Below are 16332 nucleotides of genomic sequence, written 5' to 3'. Positions count from 1 at the left end.
GAATAGGAGAAGATATGAGACAAAGTACGCTTAAAATTGATAAAGCAAACTATGAAAATAAGAAAAATGAAATCCTTGAAATTGCCTTAGTGATGAAAGAAGGATTAAAAGCGATGGAGGGAATCTTTGAAAATATGTCAGAGGAGCAACAAACAAGGTTTATTCACGATTCAGAGATAGATTTTGATTTTTCACCTTCATCATTTCAACTTGATTATGATTTGGAAATAGGATCAGATGAAAATTTGTAAGGAGGACATGAAAAATGACTAAGACTTTTGAAGAAGAATTTGACAAAGTAGTTAAAGCACTGGGAAATTCTGCTTTTGGTACAAAAATGGAACAAACAAAAGAGCACTTCAAAGACTGGCAACCACCGCAACCTCTGCCAGTGATTCCGCAGTTTGTGGCGGAGTGGGTTGAATGTGTAAAAGGAAAAAATAATAATGCTTTCGCTTTGCTAGATGACGATAGCATGCCAGATGATGTGAATGAGTGGCTTTTCTTTCAAGGAAGTGATAAAAACATCAACTTGATTCTTCGTGCATGGCTTGATGACTACACCCTAAAGAATCCGAAGTTGTTCTATTTGAAGAATAAGCTGACAACTAGTTACTTGGCATTAGATACAAACACTGGATATTATGAGCATTGGCAAGAACCAGACAATTCGTTTCTTGCAAAACAAAAAGGGTATAAAACATCTTTTACCAAGCAAGAAATCGACAGCATGCAAACTGGGAGCTACGAGAAAATCGAGGTGGAAGAATGAAAACACACGAATTAAAACTAGACATCAAATATTTTGATGATGTCAAATCAGGAAAAATGAATTTCAACGTTCGTAAAAATGACCGTACAGCATAATTGAAATCCTTTGTGATTACTTCCACACAGACCGCTTACCAGATGATTATGTGGTGCTTGGAATTGAGTTGTATGATTTAACGGAGGATTAGGAAATGCTATTTGGACTAGCAACAAGTAATTTAAGAAGCTTTAGAGATTTTTATTTATCTCTCTTGAATAAGAGCAGCAAAAATGAAGATTACAAACGCGGTTATCGCGAAGCGTTGGATGACATGGTTAATTTAGGAACAGTCACTATTCAAGAACAGATTGATAATCTTCCTGACGTCTCTGTCAGCACTGACAACTTGAAAGATTATTTGTTAGTTTACAGCGCTGATGAAATTCAACAAATCAGAGATAACAAAATGCAGTTAGTCACAGTCTCAGAGTTTCAGCAAGTTCACAGAGAAAAATTAACTGCCGAAAATAAGGTTGAAAAACTGCAAGAACGCTGTGATAGATATGAAAAGGCACTGACAGAAATCAGAGAAGCATACACCAACTACAAAAGCTATGACCCTGATGAAGATGACGGATATGCTGGTGGAGATGTTACAAGTTCTTTTATTGACGAAGTAGGCGAAGCACTCGCAGCGATTGGAGGGGATGATGAATTCACAACAGAGAAATGAGAACTTTGAAATATTATATATGAACTTTTTGGCAGCGGAATATAGCTTCAAGGAAAATATTTCTGACTCAATGAACTCATTTTATTATGCTAAGGGTAAATTAGAGGGGTTCTGCATGGCATACGAAATAGGCTATAGAACTACAACTACACCTAGTCATATTAATGTCGAAATCATAAAAGGAGTTGGAACAAAAGCAAGAATAGTACATAAATACGAAATAGAGAAAGCTGAAGGGAGCGGCGATGAGTGAATTAGAAAAAGCGAAACAAATTGCTGCAGAAGCATTGAATTTTAAGTCAAAGGCTTACTACACCATTGAACAACAGAATGAAATAATCGAGGTTAATCGTAAAGCATTCATGAAAATTTTAAGTCTGTCCTCGCTCACGATTCCGAAAAGCATTGCGGAGGAGTTGGACTATGTTGTGAAAGAATCATTTGTCAATGATTATATCAGGCCATACAGTGACGTCGGAGCGACAGTTCAAGTGATTGAAGATGGATTGATTGAAGATGAACCTTTGACAGCTTTCATGTTTAATAATTTGTCAGATGAGTTTGAAAACTGTAATCGAAGGAATATTGTTTATGCTTACCTCAACCCACTAACTCGTGATTTCGTGGAGGTGGAGGGATGACAGTGGAACTCATTGTAAAAAAAATAAAGCAACTAGATGGTAAATATCGCTACGATGAACTTTTCTTTGCATGGATTCATTCCATGGCTTACACTTTATCAAATCAAGCAGATTTAACAAATTTTGATGAGCGAGAAAAGAAATATTTAGAACTATTTAAAAAATATGGTGAAGGAACGTTGAAAGTATTTAGCGAATGCTTTGCAGAATTGATTGACTTATTTGATGAAAATGGAATTGATGACCATTTAGGAAAAATGTATCATTTGTTAAATGCTCATAATTCTAATAAAGGTCAATTCTTTACGCCGTACTCTTTGTCACTCGCAAGTGCCAAATTAGCGATTGATAAAGATTTTTTAGAAAAAACAATAGAAAAGTCAGGGAAAATCAGGATTGGTGAAAATGCATGTGGAGCAGGAAGCATGATTCTCGCTCAGTTGCAATTGATGAAAGACTTGGGGGTTAATTATCAAAAAAATGTAGAAGTTGAAGCATGCGATTTAGATGAAAATGTCTTGTTAATGTGCTATGTTCAACTTTCTCTGCTAGGAGTTAGAGCTAAATGTTATGTTGGTAATGCTTTATCGCAAGAAATATATGATATTTGGAAAACACCTATGCATCTGATATGGAGGTGAAATTTATTTGGATAAATATGAACAATTATTTGAAAATTATTTTGAAGAACGTGAACTTGCAGAAAATACTCGTAAGCAATATTTATTAGGTTTGAAAAAATTTAGAAATCGCTTCGGGAAAGACTTTTCAAAACAGAATATGATGATTTGGAAAAATGAGCTAAAGAAAGAGTATGCTCCTAAAACCGTCAATATTCGGTTGCAGCCGATGAATCTATTCATGGATTTAATCAATCAACCCAGAAATAAGGTAAAGCTGCTTAAGATTCAACAACCAACATCAGTTGAAAATGTAATTACTCGTGAAGAATATGATTATCTTTGCCAAAAATTAGTAGAAGATAAAAATGAAAAGATGTACTGGCGGATTCAATTTATAGCAAAAACGGGTGCTCGCGTTTCCGAATTTATTCGATTTACTAAAAATGATTTAAAGAATGGCGAAGCGGTGATGTGGTCGAAAGGCAAAATGCGAACAATTTATATTCCAGAGCAGTTAGTTAAGGATTCTGCGGAGTATTTCAAAAATGTTGATTCAGAGTGGCTTTTCCCTAGTCCTTATAATGCTAATAATCATATCACGTCAAGAGGTGTTGCTTCATCTTTGCATTATCTTGCCAACAAGTACAATATCAGAGAGGAGGCAATGCACCCTCATAGCTTTAGACATTTTTTTGCAGTAAATATGATGAAAAAAACGAAAGATATTTCATTAGTTAGCGACTTACTGGGTCACGCAAGCTTAGCTACGACTCAGATTTATACTCGGATTTCAAAAAAAGAACAACAATCTCATATGAATAAGGCAATAGATTGGTAGGGAAAATGGCTGGTAAAGCATGGACAGAAGAGGAAGAAATCTATTTAGAACTTTACTACAACGATGTTGATAATTTTGACTTGAATGCTGCGGCTGAGTTTCTAGGGCGAAGTAAAAAGTCAATTGTCTGTAAAGCTGTAAGGCTAAGAAAAGAGCTTGATATCAGACACTTTGAAAAAGTATGGACGAAGGAAGAAGACGACTATATTATTGAAAATTATCTTCGGTATACATACGCTCAGTTAGGACGTAGGTTTGGAGTAACCGAAAAGGCAATCACAGATAGAATTAGAACGCTTAAATTGCCTAAAAAAAATAAATACTTAACAAAATATGACTCAGAAATTAGGAAACTTGCAAAAGAAGGAAAATTCAGGTCAGAAATAGCAGAAATTTTGGGTTTAGAACTGCGTCAAATAAACAGTTATGTTATTCATCATAAAATTAAAACAAAGCTTGATAAATTTAAACCGAAGAAAAGTGCATATCAAAAATATCTAAATGATGTATTTTGGCAGTCAATGAAGAAAGAACGAGAATGACCGACAAACTAATATCGCTGGTCAATGACTGGTGGGGAGGGATTGAATGAAACAATATTACATCACGGAAAGCGTGGAGGAATGATGGAAACAATCGCAAATATTATTAATTTAATTGGCGGAATAGTATTAATCGGTGTTGTGATTTTCTGGGGGACATTAGCCAAGCGGTTCAGTAAATTACTGTCAAATATTGAACAAGAAAACATTGACCGCTCGGAGCTGGACGAGTCAGAGAATGTGTTTGGGGAACTTCAGCTTTACATGAAAAGGCAGATTAAAAAAATAAAAGAAGTTGAGGAGTTGAGAGATGAGTAAAACAGCACAACAAATTGCAGTAGATGCGGTTAAATTAGTTGATGTATTCCTATTGTATGGCGATAAAGTTGGATTTTTACTGAATCAATTAAACAAAATTGCCAACCAACCTCGCCTCACGATTCGCAAAAGCATTGCGGAAAAAATTGACAAATTTATAAAAGTACTTCACTTTTTAAATGAATTTGAAGCAATTAAATATTTGTCAGCTTTAGACCTTAACGGAGATAGAACACCGCAATGGCTCAAAGATAACCCTATGCTAGTTTTTGCCTACCTCGCAGGCAAAGCGCTGGGCGTGGAAATTGTCGAGGTAGTGGAGGAATGAAGCAATATTACATCAAGATGTTAGGCTTTGAAATAACAGTTTGCGCTGACAAATAAGCCTCTGCCGAACATTGGGAACTTATAAAGCCGATTTTAGAAAAACAGATTGCCGAAATAATCAATACGGAAAGCGTGGAGGAATGATGGAAACAATCGCAAATATTATTAATTTAATTGGCGGAATAGTATTAATCAGTGTTGTGATTTTCTGGGGGAGATTAGCCAAGCGGTTCAGTAAATTACTTTCAAACATTGAACAAGAAAACATTGACCGCTCGGAGCTGGATGAGTCAGAGAATGTGTTTTAAAGAAAGGAATTTGAAAAATGACAGAAGCTGATAAATGGCTTGATGAACATATAGATTGAGGTAAAAAATAGCTTATTTTAATAAAAATATAAAAATAGCTATAAAGTGAACAATATCAAGATTAGAGCCTATTTATTTTAAATTCCGATTATATTATATATTTACTAATAAAAGAAAGAGGTTAAGAATGGAATTAATTGATGAAATTAAATCATCTCAGAATGAATCTCATAAAAAATGGTTTGAAAGATGGTATAAAAAAATTGATTTAGAAAAAGAGATTAAAACTGCAGCAAATCAAGGATATACAGGTTATAGAATCAAAATAAGTGAGCCGGAAGATAAATATCTAAAAATTAGACTACAAAATAGAGGTACTATTGACCTCTTAAAAGAAAAGCTCGGTGTTGGTTTTGATATAGAACTAAAAGAAATATATGGGAAAAATTTCTTAGGTATAAATGTCTATAAATCATATATTCAAATTTCATGGTAATCATAGAAGGGCGAAGCATTTTATGATTAAAGAAATACATATCATATTTCATCCAGAAAATGAGTATCCTTACTCAATTGCAGGATGGAATGAAGACGGAACAGACTTCAAAGGTTCTGCTGCTGAACTAGGATTGGCTACATTACAATGTGCTACAGCAATATTTGAAGGGTTGTATCAAGACTACAAGGAGGTTAAGAAATGAAAAAAGAATTAACAGTAAATAATGCTCCTTGCGGATATTCCCGAATCAAGCACAAGAAACGTATCAGGAAAGTTGATGAATTTCAGCTAACTCCTGAAAATGTAAGGTCGGTAGGTAGAGGTTATGCGAATGTTGTTAAAGCATTTATTGAAGGATATCAGGAGGTGATCAATGAAAGAGTTTAAATTATATGGCGCTACCGTTGCTTATGAATCTGGACTAGAAGCTTCTCCTAGCGTAATCATAAAAGCTAATAGTTATGATGATATTATCTTGGAGTTGGAAAGTGAGTCAGGTTGGATTATTAGAAGTAACGCAGCTTTCAAAGTTGTTTTCATTAAGGAGGTAACAGATGAAAAATAAAAATGTTAATGATATCCTTGTTCAAATTCTATCAGTAATAATTATCATTGGGTTTGGAATAATTATTACTGGCTTGCTGCTACGTGCGATTCGTTGGGTTTGGATGGGGTTTTAAACAGCAAAAAAAGCGCACTGCAATGCGCTTTAAAAACAACTTTTCTTAATTCTATTATACCAAAATATAAGGAGTTAAGATACTATGAGTAGAAGATATAGCCTATCAGTCCAAGATATGAAAACAATCTCAAAAAAACTTTATCTTTATAGAGAAGTTGATAAGGCGATTGCAATTCGTAAACAAGAGTTAATGATGAGTAAGCATCACGATGATAATGTAGGAGGAGGTCGTTCAAGTAAAATATCTAATCCAACTCACGATATTGTAGAGAAGTGGATGATGGATGAACAGATTATTTATATTGAAAACTTTAGAAAGAGGGTTGATAATTTAATCAGTAAACTTGATGATGCATCTAAAATGTTATTTCATTATCAATGGGTTGATACAAATTATTATACAGAGGAAGAACTTGGTAAGCTTTGCTTCATGAGTGATAGAACAGTCCGAAGGAAGAAGCGAGCCATTCTTGAAATGTATGATGATGATTGTGGTGGCTTTTGGTAATGTTGTCCGTTTAGCCCCTTTAAACGGACAAGATAAATGTAGTATTATAGTATCATCAAGAAAAAATAAATAAGCCAGCAGATATATTCTGTTGGCTTTTGTCATGCAATAAGGAGAGTATCATGGCATTAAGAGCTGATAGACAAGGCGCACACCGCGTAGCCTTTGATAAAAACAGAAAGATATTGCTCAAGACACAGAACACCTGTGGCATTTGTGGTAAGCCAATTGATAAGAGTTTGAAAGCACCTGACCCATTGAGTGCGGTTGTTGACCACATCATCCCCATTAATAAAGGCGGTCATCCTTCATCAATAGATAACTTGCAGCTTGCTCACTGGACTTGCAACCGTCAGAAGTCTGATAAGTTGTTCAACGTGAAGCAGGAAGAGCCGAAAGTATTAGGAAATCGTAACTTGCCACAGAGCCGTGATTGGGCTTCTTACGTCTCTTAATTATTTTTCGATAAATAATATTAAAGAAGATTTAAAATGCACAGGAGAGAGAATGAGGGGGCATACCTCCCCGCCCTCGGTCGGCTCGTACTTCACGCCGTCACTGTACATTTTTTCTCACGCGACTATAGAAAGGAGCAAAAAAATTGACTGAAAAAGGTATTGGATATCTGAGATTTAAGCTGTCTGTTCATAAACGAAGAGCAGAAATGCGCTATGAGCAATATGCAATGAAGCATGTTGATAGATTCAAAGGGATTACAATTCCACAAGCATTAAGCCAACAATATCGTTCAATATTAGGATGGTGCGCAAAGGGAGTTGACAGTCTTGCAGACCGTCTTGTTTTTCGAGAATTTGAAAATGATGACTTTACAGTAAATGAAATTTTTGAGGAAAATAATCCTGATATATTTTTTGATAGTGCTGTTTTGTCATCACTTATTGCATCATGTAGCTTTACTTATATTTCGAAAGGTGAAAATGATGCGGTGCGACTTCAAGTTATTGAAGCGGTCAATGCAACAGGAATCATTGACCCAATTACTGGATTACTGACAGAGGGATATGCAGTTTTAGAACGAGATGAAAACAATAGTGTTGTTCTCGAAGCACATTTCTTGCCTGATAGAACAGATTATTATTATCGTGATTCACGTAATAATATTTCTCTTGCTAATCCAACAGGGCATCCTCTATTAGTTCCAATCATTCACCGTCCTGATGCAGTTCGCCCATTTGGACGTTCTCGTATTACACGTTCAGGAATGTATTGGCAAAGCAATGCAAAACGAACGCTTGAAAGAGCCGATGTAACAGCCGAGTTTTATTCCTTCCCTCAAAAATATGTAACTGGATTGAGTGATGATGCGGAGCCGATGGAAACTTGGAAAGCAACTGTATCAAGCATGTTGCAATTCACAAAAGATGAGGATGGTGATAAACCAACTCTTGGACAATTTACTCAACCAAGCATGTCGCCATTTACTGAACAACTTAGAACTGCAGCCGCAGGTTTTGCTGGTGAAACAGGATTAACTCTTGATGATTTAGGATTTGTTTCTGATAATCCGTCATCAGTTGAAGCGATTAAGGCAAGTCACGAAAACTTACGATTAGCTGGTAGAAAAGCTCAACGAAGTTTGGGGGCTGGTTTTTTGAATGTTGCTTATCTTGCAGCGTGTTTGCGTGATAATGTTCCATATTTACGAGAACAGTTCAGAAAAACAAAACCGAAATGGGAACCATTGTTTGAAGCTGATGCAAGTATGTTGAGTTTGATTGGAGATGGTGCTATTAAACTTAATCAAGCTATACCAGGATTTATAGATAGATTAACTATTAGGGATATTACAGGAATAACTGGTGGTGCACCAATTGTCGTATCTGAGCCTGAGGCATCTAATAATGAAAATAATAGTACACGCAAAATATCAACCTATGAAATAACAAGCTTGTTAGAAAAATGGAATAAAAGGACAATTACCAAAAACAACGCATCATTGATGCTTCAAAAACTTGGATTTAATCAAGAAGAAGCAATTAAAATGCTAGATGATTCGGATGTATAAAGATGGAAGATATTTTACCACCTCTTTTAGTAAAAATAAATCAAGATTTTGATGAAAGAGCAGCAAATAGTAAAACGTTAAAGCAATCAATGGAATTGTTGAAAACTAAAAAAGCAACCTATATTCAAGCAAATGAATTTGGTGTCGAAGTTGGTCAAATTTTATCTGATGTTTTGGGAACTCATGTAACAGTAGATGTTTTACCTGACGGAAAAATGTATTTCAACATTGCAGATAGATTGTTCAATTCCATATTGAAGAAAAATTTTGATTTAATTTCAGGTTATTCAACGGATGTTCAAAGCGAACTCAATCAATTGGCTGGCTTTAAATTAAAATCACAAATTCCAGAATTAAATCAAGATAGAATTGATGGCATTGTCAATCGCATTTCTAGTGAAGATGATTTTGAAAAAATACTTTGGCTTTTGAAAGAGCCAATAGTAACATTTAGCCAGAGTGTTGTTGATGATACGCTTAAGAAAAATATTGATTTTCAAGCAAAAGCAGGTTTAAAACCTAAAATCGTGCGAAAGTTAGTAGGTAAAGCATGTGATTGGTGTAGAAGTTTGGCAGGTTCATACGACTATCCTAATGTTCCAAGTGACGTGTATCATCGTCATGAACGTTGCCGATGCACAGTAGAATATGACCCTAGGGATATTGATAGAAAACGTCAGGATGTTTGGTCCAAGAACTGGGTTGACCCAGATAAAGATGCAAAGATTGCTGAACGTAAAAATTTGAATCTAAAGGAGAGAAAATGAAGAATCAAATAATCGGGGAAAGAATCAAGAATATTCGACTTAGTAGGGGAATGACGCTGGAAAAATTTGGAGCATTATTTGGTGCTGCTAAAGGTAATGCTTCAAAATGGGAAAAAGGGGAATCACTACCGAATCCTGAAAGAATTAAAGCTATTGCAGAATTTGCAAATATCACTATTGAAGAATTAACATCTCATGTTGATAATCTAAACTCTCCACAAATAGTAGGACAAAAAATTAAAACAATACGCCTAGATAGCGGATTGACAATGGAACAATTCGGAAAGCTATTTAATACATCCAAGGGGACTGTAAATAATTGGGAAAAAGGACGTAATTTACCCAATAAGGAAAATCTTGGAATAATATCAGAAATGGGAGGGCAAAGCGTAACAGAACTTTTAAATGGTAATAACTCTATTTCTTTAACGATTTCTGAATATAACCGATTAAAAGATATAGAACAAAAATTCAAAGAGATTAATAAAATAATTTCTGATTAACTCATCCCAGCGATAGGGTTATCATGCTTTTAGATTGAAGGAGGGGTAACATGACTGCTGAAAAAAGATTTGGCAATCAGTATCCTACTCAATCGGTAATACTTCCATTTACTGAAACAAAATATCAAGAAGCTATTGAGATTTACGAAAAATCTAAACATAAGTGTTATCCGTGGCAGGAGAACCTTTTGAAAGAGGTTATGGCCATTGATGAAGATGGCTTATGGACACACCAAAAATTTGGATACTCAATCCCACGGCGGAATGGTAAAACAGAAATTGTCTATATCCTTGAATTATGGTCACTTGAACAGGGATTAAGTATCCTTCATACAGCTCATCGAATCAGTACATCTCATTCATCTTACGAGAAATTAAAAAAATATCTTGAAGATAGTGGATATATTGAGGGAGAAGATTTCAAATCAATTAAAGCTAAAGGCCAAGAGAGATTGGAATTGATTGAGTCTGGAGGAGTTATCCAGTTCAGGACTAGGACCTCAAGTGGTGGTCTTGGTGAAGGATTCGACATTTTAGTCATTGATGAAGCGCAAGAATATACTACTGAGCAAGAATCAGCATTGAAGTACACTGTCACTGACAGTGATAATCCAATGACTATAATGTGTGGAACACCTCCAACACCAGTATCAAGTGGTACTGTTTTTACAAATTATCGAGAGAATACTTTAGCTGGAAAAGCAAAATATTCAGGCTGGGCAGAATGGTCAGTTGAAGACATTAAGGACATCCACGATGTTGAAGCTTGGTACAATTCTAATCCATCTATGGGTTATCACTTAAATGAACGCAAAATTGAAGCCGAACTTGGTGAAGATAAGTTGGACCATAATGTTCAACGTTTGGGTTACTGGCCAAAATATAACCAGAAATCAGTCATTTCAGAGCAAGAATGGAATGCACTAAAGGTTAACCGTTTGCCAGTAATTAAAGGAAAGCTCTTTGTTGGTATTAAGTATGGAAATGATGGTGCAAATGTTGCAATGAGTATTGCAGTTAAAACACTATCAGGAAAGATATTTGTTGAAACAATTGATTGTCAGTCCATAAGAAATGGTAACCAGTGGATTATCAATTTCTTAAAAAAAGCGGATGTTGAAAAAGTTGTCATTGATGGACAAAGTGGTCAAAGTATCTTAACGAGTGAAATGAAAGATTTCAAATTGAAAGAGCCGATACTACCAACTGTAAAAGAAATCATCAACGCTAATTCTCGATGGGAACAAGGGATTTTTCAAAAAAGCTTTTGCCATTCTGGACAACCTTCACTTACTACTGTAGTCACAAATTGTGACAAGCGAACTATTGGTAATAGTGGTGGATTTGGGTATAAATCACAGTTTGATGATATGGATATCAGTTTAATGGACAGTGCGTTGTTGGCGCATTGGGCTTGTAGCAATAACAAGCCGAAGAAAAAACAACAAATACGGTATTAGACGACTTTTTAAGTCGTTTTTTTGTACCAAAAATTACCGAACTGCCGGGCAAGCAGGAGAAAGGATTTGACTATGTCAGAAAATAATTTACCAAAAACGCAAGAAGAGTTAAACCAAATCATTGAAACAAGATTAGCACGTCAAAAAGAAACGATTGAAGCTAATTATGCTGATTATGATGAACTCAAAACTAAAATTGCTGCACTTGAAGCAGATAACACTGCATATCAAGCAACTATTGAAGAATCAAAGTCTTGGGAACAAGAAAAAGCTGATTATGAAAAACAAATCAGTGGTTACAAAACAGCACAACTCAAACAGTCTATTGCTATTAAAGCTGGCTTGCCATTAGATTTGGCTGACAGACTTTCAGGCGATGATGAAGAATCACTTAAAGCTGATGCTGAACGTTTCAGCGGATTCATTAAACCACAGACTCCACCAGCCCCACTTAAAGATGTTGAACCAAATTTGGGTGATGGAAAAGATGGAGCTTATCGTAAATTAGTCGAAGGACTACAAATAGAAGGAGAATAAAAAATGGTATTAAACAAAGGAACATTATTTGACCCAACATTGGTTACAGACCTTATTAACAAAGTGACTGGAAAAAGCTCAATTGCACGCTTATCAGCTCAAAATCCTATCCCATTTAATGGTGAAAAAGTATTCACATTCACTATGGATTCAGAAATTGATGTAATTGCTGAAAGCGGCAAAAAAACGCATGGTGGAGTGTCTCTTGCGCCACAAACAATGGTACCAATCAAAGTTGAATACGGTGCACGTATTTCAGACGAATTTATGTATGCATCTCAAGAAGAAAAAATCAATATTTTGCAAGCGTTCAACGATGGGTTCGCAAAAAAGGTTGCTCGCGGTATTGATTTAATGGCATTTCATGGCGTTAATCCACGTCAAGGGACTGCATCAACCGTTATCGGGTCGAACAACTTTGATTCTAAAGTTACTCAAAAAGTCGAAGCTCCCAAAGGGATTGCAGATGCAAATGGCGCCATCGAAAGCGCAGTAGAAGTTTTAACTGGAGTTGATGCTGATGTCACTGGTATCGCAATTAACCCATCATTCCGTTCGGCTCTTGCTAAACAAAAAGACCAACAAGGAAATGCTCTTTTCCCTGAACTGAAATGGGGAGCAACACCAGATACTATCAACGGACTTCCAGTAGATGTTAATAAAACGGTCTCAGATATGTCAACAGAAAATGATCGCGCAATCGTCGGAGATTTTGCAAATGGATTCAAATGGGGATATGCGAAAGAAGTGCCACTTGAAGTTATTCAATTTGGTGATCCTGACAATTCAGGGCTTGACTTAAAAGGTTATAACCAAGTTTATATCCGTGCTGAATTATACCTTGGTTGGGGAATTCTTGATGCTACTAAATTTGCCCGTGTAACAGAAGCTGCTGAATAAGGAGGACGTGAATGAGATATTTTAACACATTAACAAAAGCAACAATTGATACAGAATTTAAAATCTCTGGTGGAAATTGGGTGCTTGAAAATGAATCTAAAGAAGCTGTTGTAGATGTCCAAGCTAATGATGCAGACTCCAAAAAAGTTGAACAAGAGCAAGTTGAGGAAGAATCAAACTTAGATGGAACCTATGACGGGATTACTAAAGCACAAATTATGCAAGAACTTGATGCTTTCGGTGTTGAATATGATAAACGTGCAAACAAACAAGTGCTTTATGATTTGATGATGGAGCAAGGAAAGGAGTAATATGGTACCTTTCGCAACACTTGATGATGTCAATAGCTTGTGGCGACAATTGAAAGCAGAGGAACAGGAGAGAGCAAAAAAGCTGCTTGTAGTTGTTTCTGATTCCTTGCGGATGGAAGCTGACAAAGTCGGCAAAAATTTAGATGAGATGCTTGCAAGCAATCCTGATTATTTTGCAAGTGTTGTTACATCCGTCACTGTTGATATAGTAGCTAGAACGTTGATGACGTCTACTGACCAAGAACCAATGACCCAAAGGACAGAGAGTGCTTTGGGTTATTCTTTTTCTGGTTCCTATCTAGTCCCTGGTGGAGGCTTGTTCATCAAGAACTCCGAATTGAGCCGCTTAGGGTTGAAAAAACAAAGATATGGGGTGATTGATTTTTATGGAAATATTAATCAAATTGATAGCCCCAAAACGACTGTTAATGTTGATGATTTGTTGGGAGGTTAAAGCATGGCTCTGTATAATTTGCAAACTTCAGATCCAACAGGGCAAAAGTTTAAAAATGATTTGATTGCATTGGTTCAAAAATATGCTCCACAAGTTGACTTGACAACAATCAATAATGCTCTTTCAAATTTACAGTCACAGGCTGATGCAACTACAACAGATATGGAAAGTTTGCAAAGTATTATGACGAACTTGTCAAATCAAGTTACAGACTTTGGTATTACACCAGAAAATTTGACGACTGTTCAAGCGCTTCTGTCAGCAATTGCAGGAAAGCTAGGAAAAACTGAAAATGCTGTCAGTTCAACTAGCTTGTTAGTACAACAAGCAACAGGAGATTGGAACGACTATAAAAAAGCTGGATTGTATCAGGCACAGGGGACAATGTTAAATGACTACTATGCAGGTAACCTCGTTCAAGTAATCGTAGGAGATAATGGACAGGTAAGACAAATTCAGTATGGCGGTAACCTTGCTATTAGAAGCTTTAACGGAACAACGTGGAGCGCTTGGGGAGCAATACCACTTACAAATGTAGGCGTTCAAGGTGGATTGTTCGCACAGTATGCATTATCGATTCAGGTGGGTAACACTAATTCAAGTACGACATTGAATTTAGATACTATTGGACAAAGCTATTACATCTCTAGTGCTGTAACCAATCTGACAGGAAGTTTACCATTCCCTGTGGGGACTGCTTATTGGTTGGAATATACATTTGTTGGTTCATTAAAAAAGCAAGTAGTATATCCTGAAAGTGCAACATTAAAGCCAGTATATCGCACATTGAATGGTTCAACATGGACAGCATGGAAATCTTTTAGTTAGGGGAATGATGACACTGATTAAAGGAATCACGGTCGTGCTTGTAGATAAAATCGAAATTGGCAAAGATGGTTTCGGAAGTCCTATCTATGAGGACAAGGAAATTGAGGTAAACAATGTTTTAGTTACCCCAACATCATCTGACGATATTGTCAATCAGTTGACCTTGACAGGGAAAAAGGCAATTTACACCCTCGGCATTCCCAAGGGAGATACGCATGATTGGGAAGATAAGGAAGTTAAGTTTTTTGGTAAAACTTGGCGAACTTTTGGCGAACCTCTTGAGGGGATTGAAGACCTCATCCCTTTAGATTGGAATAAGAAAGTAACGGTAGAACATTATGGCTAAAAATCTATTTAAACTTAATCGTAGTGGAGTAGCTGCTATGATGAAATCACCAGAAATGCAAGCAATACTGACAGAAAAAGCCGATCAAGTGAAACAGCGTTGCGGACCAGGCTATGGTCAAGATATTCATGTTGGTAAAAATCGTGCCAATGCAATGGTATTTGCGGAAACTTATGAAGCTAAACGTGACAACATGAAAAATAACACTATATTAAAGGCGGTGCGGTAGATGATTGAGATGATTATTAAAAATTTTCTTGATACTCATTTATCGGTATCAGCTTTTTTGGAGAAATCGGGAGATATGCCAAAAAGTTATGTTTTGTTTGAAAAAACAGGAAGTAGCAAAAGCAATCATCTCTTGTCTTCTACGTTCGCATTTCAGAGTATCGCACCATCAATGTATGAAGCTGCAACGCTCAACGAAGAATTGAAAAACGTTGTAGAGCAGCTCATTACATTAGATGAAATAAGTGCCGTTTCGCTCAACAGCGACTACAATTTCACTGATACAGAAACAAAACAATACCGCTATCAAGCGGTGTTTGACATTAAACATTACTAGGAGGATTAAAAAATGGTAGCAAATACACAAAATGTGTCAACGGCAAAGCCTAAAATTGGGGGTGCAATTTACTCAGCACCGCTTGGTACAACCCTGCCAACGGATGCAATTACAACATTAAGTGTGGACTTTAAAAGTTTGGGTTATATCTCAGAGGATGGCTTGGTAAATGCCAATTCTCCAAAATCTGATAGCCTCAAAGCTTGGGGTGGCGACACAGTTGCAACAGTGCAAACAGAAAAGGAAGATACATTCAAATACACACTCATTGAAGCTTTGAATCCAGATGTTTTGAAAGAAGTTTATGGACCTGATAATGTTTCAGGTAGTTTGGACACCGCCATTGTTATCAAAGCAAATTCAAAAGAACTTCAAGAACACGTTATTGTTGTAGACATGATTATGAATGGTGGAATTTTGAAACGTGTTGTTGTACCAGCAGGTAAAGTATCTGAAGTTGGGGATATCTCATACACTGATTCGGATGCTGTAGGTTATGAAACAACATTGACTGGTATGCCTGATAGTGCAGCTAATACTCACTATGAGTATATTCAAAAAGCAAGTACAAGCGATGGAGAAAGTGAAGGGGGTAAATAATGCTAAAGGGAACAACAAAATCAGGATTTCGTTATGAAATTAGTGAAAACATTGGAGATGATTATGAAGTTCTTAAACTTATCAAAGGCGTTGAAAATGATGGCACATTAATTGTCGATTTAGTGAGCAAGGTGCTTGGAGGTAAACAAGCAGATAATCTTGAAAAGTTTTTGAAAAAACGTGATGGCTATGTCTCCACAGAAAAAATGGGTAAAGAGATTATTGAGATTTTCACTCATCAACCTGTATTAAAAAACTCCTAGTC

General features: G+C 36.2%; 33 protein-coding genes. All 33 read left to right on the top strand.

From position 1 onward, the window contains the following. The first annotated feature begins 14 nt into the window (after positions 1-14). Positions 15-251 carry a hypothetical protein gene (locus FLP15_RS10315; protein ID WP_142767048.1) on the top strand — a complete coding sequence of 79 codons (237 nt, stop codon included), beginning with the start codon at positions 15-17 and terminating at the stop codon, positions 249-251. A 14-nt stretch (positions 252-265) separates the two neighbouring features. After that, entirely contained in the window at positions 266-772 is a 507-nt protein-coding gene (locus tag FLP15_RS10310) for a DUF1642 domain-containing protein (protein ID WP_142767047.1), read from the top strand. Further along, a complete protein-coding gene (locus FLP15_RS13255) occupies positions 769-867 on the top strand; it encodes a DUF3850 domain-containing protein (RefSeq protein WP_223804626.1) in 99 nt (32 codons plus the stop codon). The genes FLP15_RS10310 and FLP15_RS13255 overlap by 4 nt, the downstream gene beginning before the upstream one ends. 95 nt (positions 868-962) lie before the next feature. After that, complete coding sequence (locus FLP15_RS10300) at positions 963-1484, top strand: hypothetical protein (RefSeq protein WP_142767046.1); 522 nt, start codon at positions 963-965, stop codon at positions 1482-1484. Then, on the top strand, positions 1459-1737 hold the full coding sequence (locus FLP15_RS10295) for a hypothetical protein (RefSeq protein ID WP_142767045.1): 279 nt from the start codon (positions 1459-1461) through the stop codon (positions 1735-1737). The genes FLP15_RS10300 and FLP15_RS10295 overlap by 26 nt, the downstream gene beginning before the upstream one ends. Continuing rightward, positions 1730-2125: a hypothetical protein gene (locus FLP15_RS10290; RefSeq protein WP_142767044.1), complete on the top strand. Its 396-nt coding sequence runs from the start codon at positions 1730-1732 to the stop codon at positions 2123-2125. The genes FLP15_RS10295 and FLP15_RS10290 overlap by 8 nt, the downstream gene beginning before the upstream one ends. Then, positions 2122-2766, top strand: a complete 645-nt coding sequence (locus FLP15_RS10285; protein WP_142767043.1) for an N-6 DNA methylase — start codon at positions 2122-2124, stop codon at positions 2764-2766. The genes FLP15_RS10290 and FLP15_RS10285 overlap by 4 nt, the downstream gene beginning before the upstream one ends. Before the next feature lie 7 nt (positions 2767-2773). After that, the gene (locus tag FLP15_RS10280; RefSeq protein ID WP_142767042.1) at positions 2774-3586 is read left to right on the top strand and encodes a tyrosine-type recombinase/integrase; all 813 of its coding nucleotides are present in this window, start codon (positions 2774-2776) and stop codon (positions 3584-3586) included. 5 nt (positions 3587-3591) lie between these two features. Next, positions 3592-4128, top strand: a complete 537-nt coding sequence (locus FLP15_RS10275) for a hypothetical protein (protein ID WP_142767041.1) — start codon at positions 3592-3594, stop codon at positions 4126-4128. A gap of 42 nt (positions 4129-4170) precedes the next feature. After that, positions 4171-4446: a hypothetical protein gene (locus FLP15_RS10270; RefSeq protein ID WP_142767040.1), complete on the top strand. Its 276-nt coding sequence runs from the start codon at positions 4171-4173 to the stop codon at positions 4444-4446. Beyond that, positions 4439-4774, top strand: coding sequence for a hypothetical protein (locus FLP15_RS12790; protein WP_190288292.1), 336 nt, complete (start codon positions 4439-4441; stop codon positions 4772-4774). Before FLP15_RS10270 ends, FLP15_RS12790 begins: the two co-directional genes overlap by 8 nt. 139 nt (positions 4775-4913) lie before the next feature. Further along, complete coding sequence (locus FLP15_RS10260; protein ID WP_190288291.1) at positions 4914-5081, top strand: hypothetical protein; 168 nt, start codon at positions 4914-4916, stop codon at positions 5079-5081. A 187-nt stretch (positions 5082-5268) separates the two neighbouring features. Then, positions 5269-5577 (top strand): hypothetical protein, encoded by a 309-nt coding sequence (locus tag FLP15_RS10255; RefSeq protein ID WP_142767038.1) that lies wholly within the window; start codon positions 5269-5271, stop codon positions 5575-5577. Positions 5578-5599: 22 nt separating this feature from the next. Then, entirely contained in the window at positions 5600-5782 is a 183-nt protein-coding gene (locus FLP15_RS10250) for a hypothetical protein (protein ID WP_142767037.1), read from the top strand. Further along, positions 5779-5967, top strand: a complete 189-nt coding sequence (locus FLP15_RS10245) for a hypothetical protein (protein ID WP_142767036.1) — start codon at positions 5779-5781, stop codon at positions 5965-5967. Before FLP15_RS10250 ends, FLP15_RS10245 begins: the two co-directional genes overlap by 4 nt. Next, entirely contained in the window at positions 5954-6145 is a 192-nt protein-coding gene (locus tag FLP15_RS10240; protein ID WP_142767035.1) for a hypothetical protein, read from the top strand. Before FLP15_RS10245 ends, FLP15_RS10240 begins: the two co-directional genes overlap by 14 nt. Further along, on the top strand, positions 6135-6260 hold the full coding sequence (locus FLP15_RS13635; protein ID WP_280954070.1) for a hypothetical protein: 126 nt from the start codon (positions 6135-6137) through the stop codon (positions 6258-6260). The genes FLP15_RS10240 and FLP15_RS13635 overlap by 11 nt, the downstream gene beginning before the upstream one ends. Positions 6261-6344: 84 nt before the next feature. Further along, positions 6345-6770 (top strand): transcriptional regulator, encoded by a 426-nt coding sequence (locus tag FLP15_RS10235; RefSeq protein WP_142767034.1) that lies wholly within the window; start codon positions 6345-6347, stop codon positions 6768-6770. A gap of 119 nt (positions 6771-6889) precedes the next feature. Beyond that, positions 6890-7225 carry an HNH endonuclease gene (locus FLP15_RS10230; protein WP_190288387.1) on the top strand — a complete coding sequence of 112 codons (336 nt, stop codon included), beginning with the start codon at positions 6890-6892 and terminating at the stop codon, positions 7223-7225. Between the two features lie 146 nt (positions 7226-7371). Beyond that, entirely contained in the window at positions 7372-8796 is a 1425-nt protein-coding gene (locus FLP15_RS10225) for a phage portal protein (RefSeq protein WP_142767032.1), read from the top strand. A gap of 2 nt (positions 8797-8798) precedes the next feature. After that, on the top strand, positions 8799-9563 hold the full coding sequence (locus FLP15_RS10220; RefSeq protein ID WP_142767031.1) for a hypothetical protein: 765 nt from the start codon (positions 8799-8801) through the stop codon (positions 9561-9563). Beyond that, the gene (locus FLP15_RS13755) at positions 9560-10066 is read left to right on the top strand and encodes a helix-turn-helix domain-containing protein (RefSeq protein WP_142767030.1); all 507 of its coding nucleotides are present in this window, start codon (positions 9560-9562) and stop codon (positions 10064-10066) included. Before FLP15_RS10220 ends, FLP15_RS13755 begins: the two co-directional genes overlap by 4 nt. Positions 10067-10116: 50 nt before the next feature. Next, a complete protein-coding gene (locus tag FLP15_RS10210) occupies positions 10117-11526 on the top strand; it encodes a DEAD/DEAH box helicase family protein (RefSeq protein WP_142767029.1) in 1410 nt (469 codons plus the stop codon). Positions 11527-11598: 72 nt separating this feature from the next. Further along, on the top strand, positions 11599-12063 hold the full coding sequence (locus FLP15_RS10205) for a capsid assembly scaffolding protein Gp46 family protein (protein WP_142767028.1): 465 nt from the start codon (positions 11599-11601) through the stop codon (positions 12061-12063). Positions 12064-12066: 3 nt separating this feature from the next. Continuing rightward, positions 12067-12963, top strand: a complete 897-nt coding sequence (locus FLP15_RS10200; RefSeq protein WP_142767027.1) for a phage major capsid protein — start codon at positions 12067-12069, stop codon at positions 12961-12963. Positions 12964-12974: 11 nt separating this feature from the next. Further along, positions 12975-13274: a hypothetical protein gene (locus FLP15_RS10195; RefSeq protein ID WP_142767026.1), complete on the top strand. Its 300-nt coding sequence runs from the start codon at positions 12975-12977 to the stop codon at positions 13272-13274. 1 nt (position 13275) lies between these two features. Then, positions 13276-13728 (top strand): phage Gp19/Gp15/Gp42 family protein, encoded by a 453-nt coding sequence (locus FLP15_RS10190; RefSeq protein ID WP_142767025.1) that lies wholly within the window; start codon positions 13276-13278, stop codon positions 13726-13728. A 3-nt stretch (positions 13729-13731) separates the two neighbouring features. Further along, positions 13732-14556 carry a pyocin knob domain-containing protein gene (locus FLP15_RS10185; RefSeq protein WP_142767024.1) on the top strand — a complete coding sequence of 275 codons (825 nt, stop codon included), beginning with the start codon at positions 13732-13734 and terminating at the stop codon, positions 14554-14556. A 7-nt stretch (positions 14557-14563) separates the two neighbouring features. Next, positions 14564-14902: a hypothetical protein gene (locus FLP15_RS10180; RefSeq protein ID WP_142767498.1), complete on the top strand. Its 339-nt coding sequence runs from the start codon at positions 14564-14566 to the stop codon at positions 14900-14902. Further along, entirely contained in the window at positions 14895-15131 is a 237-nt protein-coding gene (locus tag FLP15_RS10175) for a hypothetical protein (protein WP_142767023.1), read from the top strand. The genes FLP15_RS10180 and FLP15_RS10175 overlap by 8 nt, the downstream gene beginning before the upstream one ends. Beyond that, entirely contained in the window at positions 15132-15467 is a 336-nt protein-coding gene (locus FLP15_RS10170) for a hypothetical protein (RefSeq protein ID WP_142767022.1), read from the top strand. It begins immediately after the preceding gene. Between the two features lie 12 nt (positions 15468-15479). Continuing rightward, positions 15480-16067, top strand: a complete 588-nt coding sequence (locus FLP15_RS10165) for a phage tail tube protein (protein ID WP_142767021.1) — start codon at positions 15480-15482, stop codon at positions 16065-16067. Next, entirely contained in the window at positions 16067-16330 is a 264-nt protein-coding gene (locus FLP15_RS10160) for a hypothetical protein (RefSeq protein WP_142767020.1), read from the top strand. Before FLP15_RS10165 ends, FLP15_RS10160 begins: the two co-directional genes overlap by 1 nt. Positions 16331-16332 lie beyond the last annotated feature (2 nt).

Source organism: Lactococcus protaetiae (genome assembly GCF_006965445.1).
Classification (GTDB): Bacteria; Bacillota; Bacilli; order Lactobacillales; family Streptococcaceae; genus Lactococcus; species Lactococcus protaetiae.
The sequence above is the reverse complement of the archived record's forward strand: the minus strand, read 5'-3'. Positions and strand labels throughout refer to the sequence as shown.

Coding starts and splice junctions, on each gene's coding strand:
- FLP15_RS10245 (WP_142767036.1), top strand. CDS start 5,779: ATGAAAAAAGAATTAACAGTAAATAATGCTCCTTGCGGATATTCCCGA.
- FLP15_RS10170 (WP_142767022.1), top strand. CDS start 15,132: ATGATTGAGATGATTATTAAAAATTTTCTTGATACTCATTTATCGGTA.
- FLP15_RS10315 (WP_142767048.1), top strand. CDS start 15: ATGAGACAAAGTACGCTTAAAATTGATAAAGCAAACTATGAAAATAAG.
- FLP15_RS10175 (WP_142767023.1), top strand. CDS start 14,895: ATGGCTAAAAATCTATTTAAACTTAATCGTAGTGGAGTAGCTGCTATG.
- FLP15_RS10220 (WP_142767031.1), top strand. CDS start 8,799: ATGGAAGATATTTTACCACCTCTTTTAGTAAAAATAAATCAAGATTTT.
- FLP15_RS10210 (WP_142767029.1), top strand. CDS start 10,117: ATGACTGCTGAAAAAAGATTTGGCAATCAGTATCCTACTCAATCGGTA.
- FLP15_RS10250 (WP_142767037.1), top strand. CDS start 5,600: ATGATTAAAGAAATACATATCATATTTCATCCAGAAAATGAGTATCCT.
- FLP15_RS10285 (WP_142767043.1), top strand. CDS start 2,122: ATGACAGTGGAACTCATTGTAAAAAAAATAAAGCAACTAGATGGTAAA.
- FLP15_RS10195 (WP_142767026.1), top strand. CDS start 12,975: ATGAGATATTTTAACACATTAACAAAAGCAACAATTGATACAGAATTT.
- FLP15_RS10260 (WP_190288291.1), top strand. CDS start 4,914: ATGATGGAAACAATCGCAAATATTATTAATTTAATTGGCGGAATAGTA.
- FLP15_RS10205 (WP_142767028.1), top strand. CDS start 11,599: ATGTCAGAAAATAATTTACCAAAAACGCAAGAAGAGTTAAACCAAATC.
- FLP15_RS10180 (WP_142767498.1), top strand. CDS start 14,564: ATGACACTGATTAAAGGAATCACGGTCGTGCTTGTAGATAAAATCGAA.
- FLP15_RS12790 (WP_190288292.1), top strand. CDS start 4,439: ATGAGTAAAACAGCACAACAAATTGCAGTAGATGCGGTTAAATTAGTT.
- FLP15_RS10165 (WP_142767021.1), top strand. CDS start 15,480: ATGGTAGCAAATACACAAAATGTGTCAACGGCAAAGCCTAAAATTGGG.
- FLP15_RS10240 (WP_142767035.1), top strand. CDS start 5,954: ATGAAAGAGTTTAAATTATATGGCGCTACCGTTGCTTATGAATCTGGA.
- FLP15_RS10310 (WP_142767047.1), top strand. CDS start 266: ATGACTAAGACTTTTGAAGAAGAATTTGACAAAGTAGTTAAAGCACTG.
- FLP15_RS13755 (WP_142767030.1), top strand. CDS start 9,560: ATGAAGAATCAAATAATCGGGGAAAGAATCAAGAATATTCGACTTAGT.
- FLP15_RS10185 (WP_142767024.1), top strand. CDS start 13,732: ATGGCTCTGTATAATTTGCAAACTTCAGATCCAACAGGGCAAAAGTTT.
- FLP15_RS13255 (WP_223804626.1), top strand. CDS start 769: ATGAAAACACACGAATTAAAACTAGACATCAAATATTTTGATGATGTC.
- FLP15_RS13635 (WP_280954070.1), top strand. CDS start 6,135: ATGAAAAATAAAAATGTTAATGATATCCTTGTTCAAATTCTATCAGTA.
- FLP15_RS10235 (WP_142767034.1), top strand. CDS start 6,345: ATGAGTAGAAGATATAGCCTATCAGTCCAAGATATGAAAACAATCTCA.
- FLP15_RS10200 (WP_142767027.1), top strand. CDS start 12,067: ATGGTATTAAACAAAGGAACATTATTTGACCCAACATTGGTTACAGAC.
- FLP15_RS10295 (WP_142767045.1), top strand. CDS start 1,459: ATGATGAATTCACAACAGAGAAATGAGAACTTTGAAATATTATATATG.
- FLP15_RS10300 (WP_142767046.1), top strand. CDS start 963: ATGCTATTTGGACTAGCAACAAGTAATTTAAGAAGCTTTAGAGATTTT.
- FLP15_RS10255 (WP_142767038.1), top strand. CDS start 5,269: ATGGAATTAATTGATGAAATTAAATCATCTCAGAATGAATCTCATAAA.
- FLP15_RS10290 (WP_142767044.1), top strand. CDS start 1,730: ATGAGTGAATTAGAAAAAGCGAAACAAATTGCTGCAGAAGCATTGAAT.
- FLP15_RS10275 (WP_142767041.1), top strand. CDS start 3,592: ATGGCTGGTAAAGCATGGACAGAAGAGGAAGAAATCTATTTAGAACTT.
- FLP15_RS10160 (WP_142767020.1), top strand. CDS start 16,067: ATGCTAAAGGGAACAACAAAATCAGGATTTCGTTATGAAATTAGTGAA.
- FLP15_RS10190 (WP_142767025.1), top strand. CDS start 13,276: ATGGTACCTTTCGCAACACTTGATGATGTCAATAGCTTGTGGCGACAA.